The 17,041-nt window shown below is 74.6% G+C and carries 17 protein-coding genes; 2 read left to right on the top strand and 15 right to left on the bottom strand.

Going from position 1 to position 17,041, the window contains the following annotated elements:
* Positions 1-50: 50 nt before the first annotated feature.
* The 8 genes from O2W53_RS12715 to O2W53_RS12680 all read right to left on the bottom strand — a co-directional run bounded on the left by O2W53_RS12715 (position 51) and on the right by O2W53_RS12680 (position 5,991).
* On the bottom strand, positions 51-725 hold the full coding sequence (locus tag O2W53_RS12715; protein ID WP_269163404.1) for a response regulator: 675 nt from the start codon (positions 723-725) through the stop codon (positions 51-53).
* Positions 722-1,939, bottom strand: a complete 1,218-nt coding sequence (locus O2W53_RS12710) for a sensor histidine kinase (protein WP_269163403.1) — start codon at positions 1,937-1,939, stop codon at positions 722-724. Before O2W53_RS12710 ends, O2W53_RS12715 begins: the two co-directional genes overlap by 4 nt.
* A gap of 2 nt (positions 1,940-1,941) precedes the next feature.
* A complete protein-coding gene (locus O2W53_RS12705) occupies positions 1,942-2,700 on the bottom strand; it encodes a hypothetical protein (protein ID WP_269163402.1) in 759 nt (252 codons plus the stop codon).
* Positions 2,697-3,611, bottom strand: coding sequence for an ATP-binding cassette domain-containing protein (locus O2W53_RS12700; protein ID WP_269163401.1), 915 nt, complete (start codon positions 3,609-3,611; stop codon positions 2,697-2,699). Before O2W53_RS12700 ends, O2W53_RS12705 begins: the two co-directional genes overlap by 4 nt.
* Positions 3,612-3,711: 100 nt before the next feature.
* Positions 3,712-3,900 (bottom strand): RGCVC family protein, encoded by a 189-nt coding sequence (locus O2W53_RS12695; protein WP_269163399.1) that lies wholly within the window; start codon positions 3,898-3,900, stop codon positions 3,712-3,714.
* A gap of 395 nt (positions 3,901-4,295) precedes the next feature.
* Complete coding sequence (locus O2W53_RS12690) at positions 4,296-4,772, bottom strand: heme-degrading domain-containing protein (RefSeq protein ID WP_269163398.1); 477 nt, start codon at positions 4,770-4,772, stop codon at positions 4,296-4,298.
* 2 nt (positions 4,773-4,774) lie between these two features.
* On the bottom strand, positions 4,775-5,626 hold the full coding sequence (gene pdxY, locus O2W53_RS12685; protein WP_269163397.1) for a pyridoxal kinase PdxY: 852 nt from the start codon (positions 5,624-5,626) through the stop codon (positions 4,775-4,777).
* A 35-nt stretch (positions 5,627-5,661) separates the two neighbouring features.
* Positions 5,662-5,991: a putative quinol monooxygenase gene (locus tag O2W53_RS12680; protein ID WP_269163396.1), complete on the bottom strand. Its 330-nt coding sequence runs from the start codon at positions 5,989-5,991 to the stop codon at positions 5,662-5,664.
* Between the two features lie 182 nt (positions 5,992-6,173).
* Between O2W53_RS12680 and O2W53_RS12675 the strand changes: the two genes are divergently transcribed.
* The gene (locus O2W53_RS12675; RefSeq protein ID WP_269163395.1) at positions 6,174-8,918 is read left to right on the top strand and encodes an endo-1,4-beta-xylanase; all 2,745 of its coding nucleotides are present in this window, start codon (positions 6,174-6,176) and stop codon (positions 8,916-8,918) included.
* A gap of 70 nt (positions 8,919-8,988) precedes the next feature.
* Here O2W53_RS12675 and O2W53_RS12670 read toward each other — a convergent pair whose 3' ends face one another.
* Positions 8,989-9,945 carry a carbohydrate kinase family protein gene (locus O2W53_RS12670; protein ID WP_269163394.1) on the bottom strand — a complete coding sequence of 319 codons (957 nt, stop codon included), beginning with the start codon at positions 9,943-9,945 and terminating at the stop codon, positions 8,989-8,991.
* Between the two features lie 154 nt (positions 9,946-10,099).
* Here O2W53_RS12670 and O2W53_RS12665 point away from each other — a divergent pair, with 154 nt between their 5' ends.
* The gene (locus O2W53_RS12665) at positions 10,100-10,453 is read left to right on the top strand and encodes a VOC family protein (protein WP_269163393.1); all 354 of its coding nucleotides are present in this window, start codon (positions 10,100-10,102) and stop codon (positions 10,451-10,453) included.
* Positions 10,454-10,456: 3 nt separating this feature from the next.
* Here O2W53_RS12665 and O2W53_RS12660 read toward each other — a convergent pair whose 3' ends face one another.
* The 6 genes from O2W53_RS12660 to O2W53_RS12635 all read right to left on the bottom strand — a co-directional run bounded on the left by O2W53_RS12660 (position 10,457) and on the right by O2W53_RS12635 (position 16,996).
* Positions 10,457-11,542, bottom strand: a complete 1,086-nt coding sequence (locus O2W53_RS12660) for a Gfo/Idh/MocA family protein (RefSeq protein ID WP_269163392.1) — start codon at positions 11,540-11,542, stop codon at positions 10,457-10,459.
* A 9-nt stretch (positions 11,543-11,551) separates the two neighbouring features.
* On the bottom strand, positions 11,552-13,183 hold the full coding sequence (locus O2W53_RS12655; protein ID WP_269163391.1) for an FAD-dependent monooxygenase: 1,632 nt from the start codon (positions 13,181-13,183) through the stop codon (positions 11,552-11,554).
* 162 nt (positions 13,184-13,345) lie between these two features.
* The gene (locus O2W53_RS12650) at positions 13,346-14,593 is read right to left on the bottom strand and encodes a DUF3500 domain-containing protein (protein WP_269163390.1); all 1,248 of its coding nucleotides are present in this window, start codon (positions 14,591-14,593) and stop codon (positions 13,346-13,348) included.
* Positions 14,583-15,434 (bottom strand): fumarylacetoacetate hydrolase family protein, encoded by an 852-nt coding sequence (locus O2W53_RS12645; RefSeq protein WP_269163388.1) that lies wholly within the window; start codon positions 15,432-15,434, stop codon positions 14,583-14,585. Before O2W53_RS12645 ends, O2W53_RS12650 begins: the two co-directional genes overlap by 11 nt.
* On the bottom strand, positions 15,431-16,354 hold the full coding sequence (locus tag O2W53_RS12640; protein WP_269163387.1) for an alpha/beta hydrolase: 924 nt from the start codon (positions 16,352-16,354) through the stop codon (positions 15,431-15,433). The genes O2W53_RS12645 and O2W53_RS12640 overlap by 4 nt, the downstream gene beginning before the upstream one ends.
* An 81-nt stretch (positions 16,355-16,435) precedes the next feature.
* Positions 16,436-16,996, bottom strand: a complete 561-nt coding sequence (locus tag O2W53_RS12635; RefSeq protein ID WP_269163386.1) for a quercetin 2,3-dioxygenase — start codon at positions 16,994-16,996, stop codon at positions 16,436-16,438.
* Positions 16,997-17,041: the final 45 nt, after the last annotated feature.

Raw genomic sequence — 17,041 nt, 5'->3', positions numbered from 1 at the left:
CGTCGTCCCCGCCGTCCGGCCGGGCGTCCCAGGCTAGGCCGGTCACCGGCTCAGCCGCGCGGCGCCAGCCCCGTCTCGTAGGCGACGATCACCGCCTGCACCCGGTCCCGCAGCTGCAGCTTGTGCAGCAGCCGGCTCACGTGGGTCTTCACGGTCGTCTCCGAGAGCACCAGGCGGGCGGCGATCTCCGCGTTGCTCAGCCCGCCGGCCAGCTCGCCCAGCACCTCCCGCTCCCGATCCGTGAGCCTGGCCAGGGCGGGATGGTCCAGCCCTCGCCGCGGCAGCTGGACCGGTCCGGTGGGGAGCCGGTGTGCGTAGGCGTCCAGCAGCCGCCGGGTCAGGGTGGGCGCCATCACCGCATCGCCCCGGGCGACCGCCCGGACGGCGCCCGCCAGCTCGGCCGGTGGCACGTCCTTCAGCAGGAAGCCGCTGGCCCCGGCGCGCAGCCCGGCGAAGGCGTGCTCGTCCAGGTCGAAGGTGGTCAGGATGAGCACCCGCACCTCCGGGACGAGCGCGGCCAGCCGGCGCGTCGCCTCGATGCCGTCCATGCCGGGCATCCGCACGTCCATCAGCACGACATCGGGCCGCAGCCGCACCGCCTGCTCCACCGCCCCCGCACCGTCGGACGCCTCGCCGACCACCGTCAGGTCGTCCTCGCCCTCCAGCACCAGGGTCATCCCGTGGCGCAACAACGCCTGGTCGTCGACGAGCAGCAGCCGGATCACGCGACCGCCTCCGCCCGGGCGGTCAGCGGGAGCCGCAGGGCGACCCGCCAGCCTCCGCCGTCGACCGGGCCGGCCTCCAGGTCGGCACCGTGCAGCGCGGCCCGCTGGTGCATCCCCAGCAGGCCGCGCCCCGGCGCCCCCGGCCCGCCCCGGCCGGCACCCGCTGCCACCCCGTCGTCCAGCACCTCGAGCTGCACCGCGGTGGCTCCGACATCGAGCCGTACCTCGGCTCGGGTGGGGGAGGTCGCGTGCCGCAGCACGTTGGTGAGCGCCTCCTGGACCACGCGGTAGACGGTCAGCTGGGACATCGGGTCCAGCCCGTCGGCGGTGCCCTCGACCTGCAGCGAGACGTCCAGCCCGGCCACGCGCACCCGCTCGACGAGGTCGCCGATCCCGCCGATCCCCGGCTGCGGCGCCGGGCCAGGGCCGGTGCCGTCGTCCGGGGCGAGCACGCCGAGCAGGCCGCGCAGTTCCCGCAGCGCCTCGCGGCCGGTCGCGGACACCTGGGCCATCGCCTGGTGTGCGCGCTCCGGGGAGTGCCGGGCCACCACCTGAGCGCCGTCGGCCAGCGACACCATCACGGTCACCTCGTGCGCCACGACGTCGTGCAGCTCACGGGCGATCCGTGCCCGCTCGGCCGCCAGCGCCTGCGCCGTCCGCTCGGCCGCGGCCCGGTTGCGGCCGGCCTCCCGCTCCGCCTCCTGCTCGGCCAGCACGAGCCGGCGCTCCCGGGCCAACCGCCCCGCGGCGCCCACGGCGACCGCGGCGACCAGGGCGGCGACGCCGGCCACCAGCCGGTCGGCGGTCACCGCCGTGTCGCTCACGCCGGCCAGACCGGCCAGCCCGAGCACCGCGACGACCACGGGCAGCGCGGTCCGCGGCCAGCTGGACGCCCCGGTGACCGCGGTGCCCAGCGCGACGAGCGCGGCCGCCTCGCCACCCATCGGGCCGATCAGCCCCACGGTGACGACCGCGGTGGCGAGCACGGCGACCAGCGTGGCCAGCGGAGCCAGGCGCCGCCAGACGAGCGGGGCGACCAGCACGAGGTTCGTCAGCGCGCCGAGCCACCGGCCGCCCGGGTGGGTGACCTCGGCGGTGGTGGTGACCGCTGCGGTGAGGACGACGTGGACCAGGGCGGCCACCGACGCGTCCACCAGCAGCGGGTGTGCGCGGGCCCAGCGGAGCAATCGGCCGGCGAACACCTCGAGCGGCACGGTCAGACGTCCCGGCGGCGCAGCACGACGGCCGCGACGAGCACGGCCACGACGGCCTCCCCGACGAGCACCGCGACCGCGGCCATCGGCGGCAACAGGTGGGCGGCCGGCGGCCGGTCGGCGAACACCAGGGCCTCGACCGCGCGGCCGGGCAGGAACGCGGTCACCCGGGGCGCAGTCACCACCACGGCCGGCAGCACGAGCAGGGCCAGGGTCACGCCCACGCCGCCGGCCGGCGAGCGGGTCAGCATCCCCGCTGCGATGCCGAGCGCGACCACGCAGACCAGGGCGAGTGCCGTGCCGGCCGCGGCGCGCAGCACCAGCGGGTCCAGCGGGCTGCCTGCGACCTCCGGCGCGGTCAGCGTCGCCAGCACCGTGCCGGCCGCGGCGCCGAGCACCAGCAGGACGAGCACCGCACCGCCGTGCACGGCGAGCTTGGCGGTGAGCACCAGGGTCCGGCGGGGGACGGCGATGAACGTCGAGCGGGCCGTCGCCGCGCTGAACTCACCTGCGGCGGCGAGCACGGCCGTCGCGGCGACGAGGAGCTCGGCCAGCAGCAGTGCGGTGAACACCGCGCCGGCGCCGTCGCCGTCCGGCAGGGTGAGCCAGGTGCCGCCGAGCACGGCGAGGACGGCGACGATCGCCGCGTAGCTCGCCACGGTCGACCGCACGCTGCGCAGCTTCACCCACTCCGCACGGACGGCGCCGGACCATGCGCCGGCAGCGGTGCCCGCCCTGGCGACGGGGGTCGCGGCGGTCATCGGGACACCCGGCCCGCGTCGAACTCGACGGCGTCCTCGGTCAGCGCCGCGAAGGCGTCCTCCAGCGACGGCTGCTCGGGGACCAGCTCGTGCACGGGCACACCGTGCTCCCGGGCCAGCTCGCTGATCTGCTCGGCCGTGGCGCCCTCCACCCGGAGGACGTCGTCGGCCGGGGCGCTCAGCAGCACGCCCGGTGCGACGAGCAGCCCGCGCAGTCGGCGGGCGTCCGGGGTGCGGACCCGTACGGCCGGCCGGGACACCGACGCCAGCAGCTCGCCCAGCGGGGCATCGGCCAGCAGGCGGCCCCGGCCGAGGACGACCAGGTGATCGGCGGTCGTCGCCATCTCGGCGAGCAGGTGGCTGGAGACCAGCACCGTGCGCCCCTGGTCGGCGAGCTGACGGAGCAGGGCACGCAGCCAGCGGACGCCGTCGGGGTCCAGGCCGTTCACCGGCTCGTCGAGCAGCACCACGGCAGGGTCGCCGAGCAGCGCCGCGGCGATGCCCAGGCGCTGGCTCATGCCCAGGGAGAAGCCGCCGGACCGGCGGTGCGCGACGTCGGTCAGGCCGACCAGGTCCAGCACCTCGTCCACCCGGCGCCGGGGCAGCCGATGGGTGGCCGCCAGCACGTGGAGATGGGCGCGGGCCGTGCGTCCGGGGTGCACCCCACGCGCGTCCAGGAGCGCACCGACCCGGGTCAGCGGCCAGGGGTGGTCGGCGTACCGCCGGCCGTCCACCAGCACCCGGCCGCTCGTCGGCGCGTCCAGCCCGACCGCCATCCGCAGGGTGGAGGACTTGCCGGACCCGTTCGGTCCGAGGAGGCCGGTGACCCGCCCCGGGTGCACGGTGACGGTCAGGTCGCGGACGGCCCACCGGTCCCCGTGGCGCTTGCTCACACAGTCGACGTCGATCACGCGGTCGACGCTAGGGACGCGCGGCCCCCCGCGGCGTCCTCCCTGCGGACGATCTCCGGCAGCGGCCGGTACGGCGTGCGGAGGAGGCGCCGCGCGTGGGTCAGCCGAGGCGGCAGACGCAGCCGCGGTCCAGGGCTGCGGCTGCGGTGGCCCGGCAGAAGCGCACGCCGATCGGGTCGTGGGCGTCCATCGAGTGGGCGCAGGCGGGGCAGCCGAGCTCGTCGCCGGTGCGGTCGGCGGGGGCCGCCAGCGCGGGCGCGGACGAGGGGGCGTACGTGGATGCGGTCATGGCGAGGGCCTGACTCCGCCGACGGCGCGACGAGGGTGCCCCGGGAGGGGATCGCCGTCCCGGACGGTTGTCCAGGACCGGCGAGGTGACCGTGACCCCGACGCTACGCCGCACGCGGTCCTGCTGCGTCGGACTCTCCGTCGGCACCCGGCGGAACTGCGCCTCGCCGGCCCCGGAGAGGCGTACCGTCCGGCCCCTGGAGCCGACCGGTTCCCGATGAGGGAGTGGTCATGGTCGACAAGAACGCGTCCAAGAAGTCCGGCTCGAGCATCAAGGAGAAGCGGGCGGCCAAGAAGGCGTCCGCGGAGACCAGCTCCGGCATGGAGAAGCTCACGCACGGCAAGAACTGAGCCCTCGCCCGGTTCCCCGGTCGGGGGACCGGGTGGTCAGGCGGGTCAGGCCGACTGCCGGGTGACCAGCTCGCGCAGCGCGGCGACGACCATCGCGTGGTCCTCCACCTGCGGCAGCCCGGAGACCACCACCACGCCCACCGGACCCACGTCGCGCACCAGCAACGGGAAGCCCCCGCCGTGGGCCACGTACTGCTGCGGGTCCAGCCCGAACTGCTCCTCGAACGTCGTCCCGGCCTCGCGGGAGCGCTGGCCGACGTAGAGCGAGCTGTGCCCGAACCGGTGCACGGTGGCGGCCTTGCGGGCGATCCAGGCGTCGTTGTCCGGGGTCGCGCCGGTCATCGCTGCGTGGAAGAGCTGGTGGGAGTGCCGCGAGATCTCGATCGCCACCGGCAGCCGGCCGTCCTGGGCACGGGCCACCAGCGCGGCGCCCAGTGCCCAGGCGTCGTCGTTGGTGAAGCTGCGCAGCTGCAGCTCCTCCTCCTGCGCGGCGAGCTCGGTCAGGGCGGGGAAGTCGCTCATGGTCAGACCTCGGTCACGTCGAAGGTGCGGGTGGGGTTGACGTACTCGTCCTGGGCGGCGACCAGCAGGATCTCGCGCGAGCCGGCGTCGGCGGTGCGCTGCAGCAGGCCGAAGACCGACGCCGCGGCCCGGGCCAGCGCCTCGCCGGCCGACCGGGTGCTCAGCCAGTGCGCCAGGAAGAGTGCGGCGATCGCGTCGCCGGCACCGTTGACCGACAGGTCCAGGCGCGGCGTGCGGACCAGGAAGTGCCGGCCGCCCTCCGATGCCAGCAGGTCCACGGCGTCGTCCGGGGTGTCCTCGGCGACCAGCGAGGTGGTCAGCACCACGCGCGGGCCGAGCGCCTGGACGGCGGCCACCGCGTCCTTGACCGAGCCCAGCGACCGGGTCTCGGTCTGGGAGAGCAGGTCCAGCTCGTAGTGGTTCGGCGTGACGATGTCGGCGGCCGGGACGGCGACCTCGCGCATGAACTCCGGGATCCCGGGCCGGACGAACACCCCGCGCCCGACGTCGCCGATCACCGGGTCGCAGCACCAGACGGCCGCCGGGTTGGCCGCCCGCACCTTGGCCACCGAGCCGAGCACGGCGTGCCCGATGTCGGCCGATCCCAGGTACCCCGAGAGCACGGCGTCGCAGCTGCCGAGCACGCCGCGGTCCTCGATGCCCTGCACGACCTCGTCGACGGCCTGGCCGTCGAACACCCGGCCGGTCCACGCGCCGTAGCCGGTGTGGTTGGAGAACTGGACGGTGTGCACCGGCCAGACCTCCACGCCCAGCCGCTGCAGCGGGAACACCGCCGAGGCGTTGCCGGCGTGCCCGTAGGCGACGTGGGACTGGATCGACAGGACGTTCACCATGCGGCAGAAGATCGCACACCGGCCGCCCGGGCCGGTCAGCCGCGGGGCTGGACCTCGCCCATCGGGCCCCAGCCGGCCAGGTCGGGGGAGTCGACGTACATGATCGACGGCGTCGCCGACACCCAGTCGGGCATCTCCGAGATCGCCTTGGTGAAGTGGTCGGAGGCGGTGTGCACCGCACCGGCCTCGGCGTCGCGGAAGCCCTCCACGAGCACCCAGGTGTGCGGCTCCTCGACGCTGCGGGACCACTCGAAGAAGACGTTGCCCGGCTCCGCGCGGACCGCCTCGGTGAACTCCCGGACCAGCTCGGGCCAGCGCTCGTCGAACTCCGGACGGACGGGCCACTTCACGACGATGAGGATCACCCGGCCAGCGTAGGGCGCGTTCGGGGGGTGCACCCGACCGGCGGCGTCCCAGTCCGCGGGACGCCGTTGACCGGTCCGACTGTGGTGGGGTTCACTCTCTCGGGCCAGTACCGGTAATTATCGGAACTGGTCAGGTCACGCAGCAGCGCTGCTTGCGCACCGACCCGAGGAGAACGGGACACATGGGACGACGACGTCTGGGAGCCGGGGCAGCGATGCTCGGCATGGTCGCCACGGCGGGGGTGGTCGCGGCGCCCGCAGCCGGTGCCGCGCCGGCGACCGTGCACACGGCCGACTTCGAGCAGGACACCGGCGGCTGGTACGGGCGTGGCGGTGCGCAGGTCGCCCCGAGCACCGTCGCCGCCCGCAGCGGCGCGCAGAGCCTGGCGGTCACCGGCCGCACGCAGGCCTGGGAGGGGCCGGGGCTGGACGGCAGCGCCCTGCTGCCGGCGGGCACCTGGGAGGTCGAGGCCTGGGTGCGGCTCGCCGACACCACGCCCGAGCCGGAGACCGACCTCGTGACGATGAGCGCCGCGCGCACGCCCACCGGGGGCTCGACCACCTACGACACCGTGGCCTGGCAGGTCGCCGTCTCCGACAGCGCCTGGACCAGGGTCAGCGGCACCTACGAGTTCGGCACCAGCAACAGCGGCCTCGAGCTCTACCTGGAGAGCCCCGACGCGACCCAGGCCTTCTTCGTCGACGACGTGACGATCACCGGCGAGGCCGCCGGTCCGGTCGAGCCGGGCACCCGGGCCGACCTGGTCACCGACTTCGAGGACGGGCTCGGCGGCTGGGTCCCCCGCGGCGAAGCGCAGCTGGCCGCCACCACCACCGACGCCCACGGCGGCAACACCAGCCTGCTGACCACCGGTCGGACGCAGGGGTGGCACGGCCCGGCCGTCGACGTCACCGACGGTCTGGCGCTGGGGGAGACCGTCCAGGTCTCGGTGTGGGCGAAGCTCGCCCCGGGTCAGGCGCCGGCCTCGCTCAACGTCTCGATCCAGCGCGACCGGGGGACGACGACGAACTACGACAACGTCGCCGGCGCCAGCGCGGTCGTCACCGCCGACGAGTGGACCGAGCTGCGCGGCACCTACACCCTCGGTGCGGCGATCGACCGGGCACAGCTCTACGTCGAGGGCGACGCCGGGGTGAGCTTCCTGATCGACGACTTCGCCCTCGCCGGCTTCGCCGAGACGCCGATCCAGGACGTCCCCGGCCTGAAGGACGTGCTCGGTGCGGACGGCTTCGAGCACGTCGGCGTGGCGGTCGACCAGCGGGAGACCGTGGGCCGCCCCGCGCAGCTGGTGCAGCGGCACTACGACGCGATCACCCCGGAGAACGACGGCAAGCCGGCCGAGATCCAGCCGGTGGAGGGCACCTTCACTTTCGGTGACCTGGACGCGCTGCTCGACTTCGCTGACGCCACCGGCACCGACGTCTACGGGCACGTGCTGGTCTGGCACAGCCAGACCCCGGACTGGTTCTTCCGCGACGGCGACCGCCCGCTGACGAACAGCCCGGCCGACCAGGCCCTGCTGCGCGCCCGGATGGAGGCGCACATCAAGGCGATCGCCGACCACGTCGACGCCCGGTACCCGGACGGCGACAGCCCGATCTGGGCCATGGACGTCGTCAACGAGGTCATCGCCGACGGCGACACCGCCAACCCGCACGACATGCGGGACAGCCGCTGGTTCCAGGTCCTCGGCGAGGGCTTCGTCGACGAGGCGTTCCGGCTGGCCGACCGGTACTTCCCGGACACCGCGCTGTTCATCAACGACTACAACACCGAGATGCCGACCAAGCGGGTCGACTACCTCGACCTGGTCTCCGCCCTGGTCGAGCGCGGCGTGCCGATCGACGGGGTGGGCCACCAGGCGCACGTCGACTTCGCCCGTCCGGTCGAGTGGCTGGACGACTCGCTGACCGCCGTGGAGGAGCTCAGCGCCCGCACCGGGACGCCGCTGCTGCAGGCGATCACCGAGCTGGACGTCAGCGACTCCAAGGAGAACAACGGCGCCGACGTCAGCAACGGCACCGTGCCGCAGCACTCGCCGGCGATGGCCGACCAGGACGCCGCCGAGACCGAGCTCGGGTACTACTACCGGGACCTGTTCGACATGCTGCGGGGCCACTCCGACTCCATCGAGTCGGTCACCTTCTGGGGGATCAGCAACGGCCGCAGCTGGCTGCGCACCTGGCCGGCGGCCCGGCCGTGGGAGTCGCCGCTGCCCTTCGACGACGACCTGCAGGTCATGCCCGCCTACTGGGGCATCGTCGACCCGACGCAGCTGGCGCCGCGTCCGGCCGACCAGCTCCCGCCGCGGATCGCCGGCACCGACGACGTGGCCGCCGACTCCACCAGCCCCGCCGGCGCCCGGGTGCAGTACCCGCTGCCGGAGGCCGGGGACACCCGGGACGGCACCGTGACGGCCACCTGCGCGCCCGCACCGGGGTCGCTCTTCCCGATCGGCACGACCGAGGTGACCTGCACGGCCACCGACGCGGCGGGCAACACGTCGAACCCGAGCACCTTCGACGTGGTCGTCACCCCGCCCGCCACGGAGACCGAGCTGTACCAGCAGATCAACAACGGGCCGGTCGTGCGGGCGAACGCCAAGCAGACCGTCCAGCTGGTCGTGCAGTTCGGCAACCGGGGCGCGGGCGTGCTGCTGGGGGACTCGTTCGAGTACGCCTGCATCCAGACGGCAGGCCCGGCCCTGGCGCTGGACCTGGCGCCGGGGTCGGCCCGGCAGGTGAGCAATCGGGACTACCCGGCCGGCCAGAACGGCAACTTCACGCTGCGGGCACGCCCCACGCAGGTCGGGCAGGCGACCTTCGACTGCACGATGGAGATGACCGACAGCCGGGGTGCCCCGGTGAGCAGCACGACGACGGTCACGATCGACGTCCGACGCTGACCACCGGCTGACCGCACGCACAGAGCCCCCGCTCACCATCTGGTGAGCGGGGGCTCTCTGCGTCCCGGCCTCAGCGGCGCGCGGCCGCCAGCTCGGCGAGGGTCGGCGGGTCCGCCCCGGCGCGGGTGCACGCGAGGGCGGCGACCAGCGCCGCGTCGTCCAGCAGGGCGGTCAGCTCGGGCTCGGGCAGGTCGCGCAGTTGGGCGGAGGTGAGCACGCCGGTACGGGCCAGCCCGGCGAACAGCCCGGCGGCCAGGCTGTCGCCGGCGCCCACGGTGTCGACCACGGTCACCGACGGGGGCTGCACCCGCAGCACCGCGCCGCCGGGGCGGGCCGCCCGCAGGGTGTCACCGCCGTCGGTGACGACCACCAGGGCGGGGCCCTCGGTGGCCCACCGGGCGGCGGCCTCGTCCAGGTCCGCGCCGGGCTCCAGCCACGCCAGGTCCTCGGCGCTCACCTTCACCACGTCGGCGACCCGGCGCAGCTCGGTCACCTGGGCGCGCACCGCCTCGTCGTCGTCGATGAGGGTGGGGCGCACGTTCGGGTCGAAGCTGACCAGCGCGGTGCCCTCGGCGCGCACCCGGCGCACCAGGTCGGCGATGGCCAGCGAGCCCGGCGGGGTCCAGCTGGAGATCGACCCGATGTGCACGATCCGGGTGTCGGCCGGCCAGGCCGACGACAGCTCCGCCGCCGTCCACTGCCAGTCGGCGGCGCCCACGGTGTGGAAGGAGTAGCTCGCCGATCCCTGCTCGGCCAGCTCGACCACGGCCAGGCTGACCGGTTCGGGTGCGGTGAGCATCGCGTCGGTGGCCACGCCGTTGCGGGCCGCGTGGTCGCGCAGCAGCGCACCGAACGGGCCCGGGCCGACCCGGGACATCAGGTGCGTCGTCGCGCCGAGCCGGGCGGCCGCCACCGCGACGTTGAGCGCGTTGCCGCCGGGGAAGGCGGTGTACTGCGGCGGTGCGCCCGGAGTCGGGTCCCCGGAGGGGATCAGGTCGATGACGAGCTCGCCGCAGACGGTGATCACCGCCACACGGTAGCGGGACGAGCAGGAGCATCCGCCCGGTCACGGAACACCTGACGACCTCCCGGGGACTCGCCGCCGCTGTTGGCCCTCCGACGAACTCGTGGTCTGCTCACCCTGGGCCGAGCAGCGCACGAACCCTCATCAGGAGGACCGCATGCGGGTCGTCCGCATCCTGACCAACCTCAGCGTGCCCGACCTCGAGGAGGCCACGGGCTTCTACACCGGCTTCCTCGGACTGAGCACCGAGGAGTTCTCCCTCGGCTGGGTCGCCCGGTACACCTCGCCCGACACGGGGGAGAGCGTCCAGCTGGTGACCCGGGACGCCACGGCACCGGAGGACTCCGCGATCTCGGTGCAGACCGACGACGTCGAGGCCGCGTACGCGGAGGCGCAGCGCCTCGGCTACGACATCGTGCACCCGCTGACCACCGAACCCTGGGGCGTGCGGCGGTTCTTCGTCCGCGCGCCGGACGGCACCGTGGTCAACGTCGCCCGCCACGTGACCTGACGGTCAGCGCTCGTCGTTCGGGTAGACCACCCCGAGCTGCTCGCGGGCCCCGTCGAGCAGCCGCATGGTGGCCAGCGAGTGCTCCAGCGGCATCACCGGGCTCTCGGTCAGGCCCTGCTGGAGACAGCGGGTGACCTCCCGCAGCTCGTGCACGTAGCCCGAGCCGATCAGCGGGAACTCCTCGGTGCGGACGGCGGCGTCGCTGACCTGCACGTCCAGCCGGGTGGGCCGGTAGACCGCGTCGGCGCCGTCGGTGCGGATCCAGCCGTCGCTGCCGCAGATCAGCGCGGTGTGCGGTGAGCGGGCCAGCAGGGACGTCGTCAGCTGAGCCTGGGCGCCGGAATCCCAGCCGAGGGTGAGGGCGTTCTGCGCGTCGACCCCCTCGGGGGTGCGCGCGCCGGTGGCCCGCACCGAGTCGGGCAGCCCGAGGGTGCCCCAGGCCCACAGCAGCGGGTAGACGGCGAGGTCGAGCAGCGCGCCGCCGCCGTCGGCCAGGGCCCAGATCCGGGCCGTGAGGTCCAGCGGCGCGGGGAAGCCCACCTCCGCGGCGACCCAGTGCACCGTGCCGATCTCCCCGGACGCGGCGATCTGCAGGGCGCGCTGGTACGCCGGCAGGAAGCGGGTCCAGACCGCCTCCATCAGGAACAGCCCCCGCTCCCGGGCCAGGTCGACGAGCTCCTGGGCCTCCCGGGCGTTGATCGTGACCGGCTTCTCGCAGAGCACCGACTTGCCGGCGGTGAGCGCCGCGCGGACCACGGCGGCGTGCTGGGCGTGCGGGGTGGCGACGTAGACGACCTCGACGGCCGGGTCGGCGAGCAGGGCGTCCAGCCCCGACCGCGCCTCGTCGTCGGCGTACCAGGACGCGAAGCCGAGCTGCTCGGCGAAGGCCTGGGCCCGCGCCGGCTGCCGGGAGCTGACCGCCTGCAGGACGGCGTCGGGCAGCAGCGCCAGGTCAGCGGTGACGGTGGCGGCGATCGCGCCGGTGGCCACCACGCCCCACCCGACCGGCCGCCCGGTCGGGGCCAGCGGGTCGGCGTCGAGGAGCTCCGGCCGGGCGATGAACGGCGAGGTGGGAGGCGCGAGGGTCATGCGGTCACGCTAGGGGAGGAGCAGATCGGCCATCTCCCCGGCGCCCACGACCCGGGCGAGCAGCGCCTCGGCGTCCGCCGGCTCCGCGCCGCGCCAGGCGACGTGCTGGTCCGGGCGCACCAGCAGCAGGTCGGCTCCGTAGCGCTCCCGCAGCCCGGGTACGTGCTCGAGGTCCACCACCCGGAACGGCACGTTGCGCCGCGCGGCGGCCGCGGCCAGCCCCTCGGTGGCCGCCGCGCGGTCCAGCCGCAGCAGGGTGAACTCCGCGCCGAGCAGGTCGTACAGCGAACGGCCGTCCGGCAGCCAGGTGTGCGGCAGCCGTGCGCCCGGGTGGGCCGACGGCCGGTACGTGACCAGCTCCGGCTCGGGCACGGGCAGGCCGTCGGGGACGACGACCGGTGAGCCGGGGTAGTCGTAGCCGAGCACCAGCCCGAGGCTGTGGAACTCCGGGTCCTTGACCTGCAGCGCGCGGGCGACCGCGGCGCGCAGGGCGACGCCGTCGGCGGACTCGGCGTCCAGGTCGCCGGTGGCGAAGGACGGCGCGAGGAAGGCCTCCTGCGCACCGGCCGCGGCGATGGTCCGCTCGGCCACCGGCCGGCGCTCGGCCTGGTAGCTGTCCAGCAGGCACTCCGGGGCCCAGCCGCGCAGCACCGCGGCGAGCTTCCAGCCCAGGTTCACCGCGTCGCCGACGCAGGTGTTGAAGCCGTGCCCGCCCCACGGGGGGTTCAGGTGGGCGGCGTCCCCGACCAGGAACACCCGCTCGCCCCGGTAGCGGTCGACCAGCAGCATCCGGGCCGACCAGGGGTCGGTGGCCAGCACCTCCACGTCGACGTCCGCGCCGACCAGCGCCTGCACCAGCCGGACCGGGTCCACCTGCTCGGTCTCCGCGTCGACGCCCTGGACGATCGCCCACCAGGTGCCGTCGAGGTCCAGCCGGCCCATCAGGCCGCCGAGCTCCGCGCCGATCACCCAGTAGTGGACGCCGACCGCGCACAGCTCCCGCTGCTCCAGCTGCGAGGAGCGGAAGGCGATGCTCACGTTGGGCAGGGTCCCCGAGGAGCCGGCGTACCGGGCACCGATCGCCCGCCGGGTGACCCCGCTGCTGCCGTCGCAGCCCAGCAGCCAGTCGGCGGTGACCTGGTGCCGCTCGCCGTCCGCGCCCTCCAGGACGGCCGAGGCCGCGGTGGGGCCGTCGGTGACCTCGACGACGCGCGAGCCGATGAGGACGGTGACCGACGGCAGCTCGGCGACGGCATCCCGGAGGAGCTGCTCGACCAGCGGCTGCGGGGCCTGCTGGCCCGGCTCGGCGTAGTCGTCCCGGCGCTCCGTGGTGAGCCCGAAGGCCTCGGGGAACCGGGTGATCTCGTGCCCGAACAGGCCGGTGCAGAAGACGACGTCCTGCGCGTGGTCCACCGGCAACGGGGCCAGCGCGCGCAGCCGGTCGGCCAGGCCCCAGCGGCGCAGGTGCTCCATCGTGCGCACGCTGGTGGTCTTGGCGCGCGGGCGGAGCGGGTCGAGGGTGGTGCGCGGTTCGACGACGAGCACCTCGATGCCGCGCCGGCCGAGCTCGAGCGCGGCAGCCAGGCCACTGGGCCCCCCGCCGGCGATCAACACCGGGACGCGGGCTGGCACGGCGGTCATGGGTTCTCCTGTCGTGGGCTGCGGTGCCCGGAGGCTGAGCGGTGCAGGGACGTGGCGGCGTCCGGCCAGGTCAGCGGCGCGGGACGCACGTCCAGCATCGTGGCGGCCGTCACGTCGTCGTACCCCGATGTCATTGAGCGGCAGAGGGAGACGGGACCGTCGTCAGGACCCGTGCGCGGCCTGCCACTGCTGGACCCAGGCCCGGCCGTAGTCGTTGCCGTGCGGGGTGCGCAGCACGGTGTGCACGTGGAAGGGCTGCGGCGTCCGGTAGTCCAGGAACACGCCGCAGTGGTGGTCGAGCTCGGTGATCAGCACCGGCGACTGGACGCGGTAGTAGAAGACGTCGCCGGGCTCGCAGCCGCCGATCCAGCTGAACCAGGTCTCGTCCAGGTGCGCGGTCACCTCGCGCACCCGGGCCCGGCGGGGGCCCTCGGGCAGCAGGCCGAGGAACTGCTCGACGATCGCCAGCACCAGGCGCTGCGCCGCTGGTGGCATCTCCGCGACCGGGATGCCCTCGACCGGGATCACCCGGTTGTCCTGGAAGGCGCCGGCCAGGTGCCGCTCGTCGCCGGGGTGCACCCGACCCGGCGGCATGGCCGGGTCGACCATCTGCGCGTAGACGGTCGCCGCCTGCCGTTGCTCCGGCGGCAGGGCGGCCATCACGGCCAGGCCGGCGGCGATCCGTTCGGTGAAGGACTCGGTGCCGGCGTGCGGGCCCGCGTCGATCTCGTTGGGCTCGGCGCCGAGGAAGACCGGGGACAGCTGCATCCGGCCCTCGACGACCAGGCAGTTCAGCGCGCAGTGGTGGCCGAACAGCTGCCACCCCCAGGGGCTGCGCAGGTCGGGGGTGCCGTAGACGGCGATGTTGTAGCTGAACTCGTTGAGCACGTTCGCCAGCCCCACGACCTCACCGAGGAAGCCGTTGATCAGCATCATCGCGTGGGTCAGCTCGAAGCCCTCCGGGGACAGCGAGGCGCGGACCAGCGCCAGCGCCTTCTCCCGCACCTCCGGCGGCTGGAACTCCAGCCGCAGACCGGTGTCGAACTGCATGAACTCCGGGTTGGCCCAGGTCTGCCACTCGGGTGCGTCCACCGGGAAGGCGATCCGGCCCCGGCCGTCGTCGTCCAGGGCGGCGAGCAGGTCCTGCGCCGCGGCCACCATGGCCGCGACCGGCGCCTCCTCGCCCGGCTCGGCCGGGGTGAGCGGGTACAGCCCCTCGCGGAGGGTGCCGTCGGAGGTGACCCCGCGGAACTCCTCCAGGTACAGCGGCGTCCAGCCCTCGACCAGCCCGCCGGTGAAGGTGCCCGGGGTCCGGGCGTGCTCCCGGTAGGCGTAGGGGTCCAGGCCGCGGACCTCGGCCAGCCGGGGGTGGTCGTGCGGGAAGAGGTACTGCCGGAACTCACCGGCCACGGCGCACCTCGTTGCCCACGACCGTGTTGGTCAGCACGCCGAGCTTCTCGACCTCGACCTCGACGACGTCCCCGGGCTCCAGCAGCCACGGGGGCGTCCGGGCGTAGCCGACACCGGACGGGGTGCCGGTGGCGAGCAGGTCGCCGGGCCGCAGGGTGAACGTCCGGGAGATCAGGGAGAGGGTGTCGCCGACGGTGTAGACCATCTCGTCGGTGCGCCCGTCCTGGACGGTCTCGCCGTTGACCCGGGTCTGCACCCGCAGCCCGTCGCGCAGGTCGCCGACCTCGGCGGCACCGACCAGCGGCCCCAGTGGGCCGGAGTTGTCGCCGTTCTTGCCGAGGATCCACTGGCTGGTGAGCTTCTGCGCCCGGCGGGAGGTCAGGTCGTTGAAGGTCGAGTAGCCGACGACGGCGGCCAGCGCCTCCTCGGGGGTGGCGTCGACCAGCGTGCTGCCGACGTAGGCCACCACCTCGCCCTCCCAGTCCAGCCCGTCCTCGTCGGCCGGCACCGGCACCTCCGCGCCGCCCACGGTCAGCGACTGGGTCCAGCGGGCGAACAACGTCGGGTACGGCGGCACCTCCTGGTCGCGGAAGCTGCCCTCGGCCACGTGCTTCAGGTAGTTCAGCCCGATGCAGATGACCCGGGCGCCGGGCAGCACCGGCGGCACGAACTCGACGTCGGCGGCGGCGAGCGTCTCCCCGCGGGGCTCGCGGGACAGGTGCCCGGCGGCGTCTGTCCAGAAGTCGTCCAGCCCGGCGACCACGGTGACCGAGGTGCCGTCGTCGGACAGTGCGGCGACCTGCACCTCTCCGCCGTCCCGGCGGATGCCGACTGTCCTCATGCCCGGTCTCCTTCGTCGATCAGGTGGCGCCGCAGGAAGGTGATCGTGCGGTCGAGTGCGTCGGTGGCGGCGTCGGGCGCCCCCAGCCACATGTGGTCGGCGCCGTCGTAGGTGTGCAGCTCCACGTCCGTCCCCGCGGCGGTCAGGGCGTCGTGCAGCCGCTGGCTCTGCACGGTCGCGACGAACCGGTCGGCCCGGCCGTGCAGCAGCAGGGCCGGCGGTGCAGCGGGGGAGACGTACGTGATCGGGCTGGCCTGCGCCGCCAGGCCGGCGGCCGCGGACGCCGGGGCGCCGATCAGCTGCGCCTCCCGGCTGGCCGGGTCCGCCGGGTCGTTGCCGATGTCGGTCGCCACCGCCGCGACGTCGCTCGGCGCGTACCAGGCGACGACGGCGGAGACCGCTGACGGCGGACCGGTGACGCCCACCTCGCCCTCCAGCGCGGCGTCGGTGGTGAGACCGAGCAGCTCGGCCAGGTGGCCACCGGCCGACTCGCCCCAGGCGGCGATCCGGTCGGCGTCGACGCCCAGCTCACCGGCGCGTGAGCGCAGCCAGCGGACGGCGGCCTTCGCGTCGTGCAGCTGCGCCGGCCACACCGCCTCACCCGACAGCCGGTAGTCGAGGCTGGCCACCGCGATGCCGGCGGCGGCCACCTGCTCGAACGGGGTGGGGTCGGCGTCCCGGTACATCGGGCCGGCAGTGTGCCGGCTGCCCAGCCGCCACCCGCCACCGTGCAGGAACAGCGCGACCGGATGTGGTCCGTCCCCGGCCGGCAGGTACAGGTCCAGCTCCAGCGGCCGGGCGCCGGGCAGCGCCGCGTACGGCACGCCGCAGAGCACCCGGACGCCGGCGGCGCCGGTACGAGCAGGCGGCAGCGGTGCCTCGTGGGCGGGCGGGGGGAGCGGGAGGGTGGGCGCGGGCACGGGTCTCCTCAGGACACACCTCCGGCGCCGGGAGTGCAGCCACTCTCGGCGCCGGAGGGGACGGCGGTGGGTGAGCGCAGGTCAGGCGGTGGGCTCAGGCCACTCGAAGTCGGGCTTGAACTGCATGTTGTGCTGCTGCGCGGCTGCCTGCATGCGCGGGAAGTCCGGGATGAACGGCGGCTGGTCGGGGCGGGTGGAGTCGGTCGGGGTGCCCATGTGCTGGAAGAACCGCTCGAAGCCGCCGGAGAGCGTGCCCATCATCCGGGCGTGCTCGACGACCTGGTAGGCGTGCGCGAAGCCGGCCGGCACGTAGCCGAAGTCGCCCGGGGTGAGCAGCTGGGACTGCTTGGCGCCCTCGCCGTCCTCGAAGAAGAGCCGGACCTTGCCCTCGAGCACGTAGAAGGTCTCGTGGGTCTCGTTGTGCGAGTGGGTCGGGATGACGTCGCCGGCCGGGGAGTCGGCGGTGACGATGCCGAACTGGCCCTGCGTCTCGTCGCCGGAGAGCAGCACGGTGAACACGTCGCCGAAGAGCTTGGCGTGCTCGCCCTCGCCCTTGCGGAGCACGTAGGGCTGCGGCTTGCCGGGCAGCAGTCCCTGCCACTGCGGGCCCTTGGCGGGGTCGATCAGGTACTCGAAGCTCATGGGTGCTCCCGGTTCAGGTCGGCGTTGACTGGTCGAGCATCGGTG

It is taken from the genome of Modestobacter sp. VKM Ac-2978 (assembly GCF_026968025.1).
Classification (GTDB): Bacteria; Actinomycetota; Actinomycetes; order Mycobacteriales; family Geodermatophilaceae; genus Modestobacter.
The sequence above is the reverse complement of the archived record's forward strand: the minus strand, read 5'-3'. Positions and strand labels throughout refer to the sequence as shown.

Coding starts and splice junctions, on each gene's coding strand:
- O2W53_RS12705 (WP_269163402.1), bottom strand. CDS start 2,700: ATGACCGCCGCGACCCCCGTCGCCAGGGCGGGCACCGCTGCCGGCGCA.
- O2W53_RS12695 (WP_269163399.1), bottom strand. CDS start 3,900: ATGACCGCATCCACGTACGCCCCCTCGTCCGCGCCCGCGCTGGCGGCC.
- O2W53_RS12690 (WP_269163398.1), bottom strand. CDS start 4,772: ATGAGCGACTTCCCCGCCCTGACCGAGCTCGCCGCGCAGGAGGAGGAG.
- pdxY (WP_269163397.1), bottom strand. CDS start 5,626: ATGGTGAACGTCCTGTCGATCCAGTCCCACGTCGCCTACGGGCACGCC.
- O2W53_RS12675 (WP_269163395.1), top strand. CDS start 6,174: ATGGGACGACGACGTCTGGGAGCCGGGGCAGCGATGCTCGGCATGGTC.
- O2W53_RS12665 (WP_269163393.1), top strand. CDS start 10,100: ATGCGGGTCGTCCGCATCCTGACCAACCTCAGCGTGCCCGACCTCGAG.
- O2W53_RS12660 (WP_269163392.1), bottom strand. CDS start 11,542: ATGACCCTCGCGCCTCCCACCTCGCCGTTCATCGCCCGGCCGGAGCTC.
- O2W53_RS12655 (WP_269163391.1), bottom strand. CDS start 13,183: ATGACCGCCGTGCCAGCCCGCGTCCCGGTGTTGATCGCCGGCGGGGGG.
- O2W53_RS12645 (WP_269163388.1), bottom strand. CDS start 15,434: ATGAGGACAGTCGGCATCCGCCGGGACGGCGGAGAGGTGCAGGTCGCC.
- O2W53_RS12635 (WP_269163386.1), bottom strand. CDS start 16,996: ATGAGCTTCGAGTACCTGATCGACCCCGCCAAGGGCCCGCAGTGGCAG.